1 protein-coding gene is annotated in these 237 nt (G+C 70.0%); it reads right to left on the minus strand.

All coding sequences use genetic code 11. The annotated features are described in order from the left end of the window. Positions 1 to 237: hypothetical protein (locus ACOADB_RS20850; protein WP_378602955.1), on the minus strand; the 237-nt coding region annotated here is incomplete at both ends.

Raw genomic sequence — 237 nt, forward strand, 5'->3', positions numbered from 1 at the left:
CGCCCGGCAGACGCCGTCGGGGCACACCAGCGGGTTCATGTCGATGAACGCGGCACCCTTGACCTGCTCGGCCGCTTCCTTCATGGCGCGGTTGCTGCTGGATCCTGCAAACGGCCAGGAGCAGTCCTCACCAGCGGTGGCCGGGTCGTGCTCGGCCACGCATTCGTAGGCGTTGGGGCCGATGTCGACGGCCGGGCTGGGGGTGTCGGACAGGGCGATCACCCGGGTGCCCTGGTC

Origin of the sequence: Nocardioides sp. CPCC 206348, assembly GCF_048654705.1 — a bacterium.
Taxonomy (GTDB): domain Bacteria; phylum Actinomycetota; class Actinomycetes; order Propionibacteriales; family Nocardioidaceae; genus Nocardioides.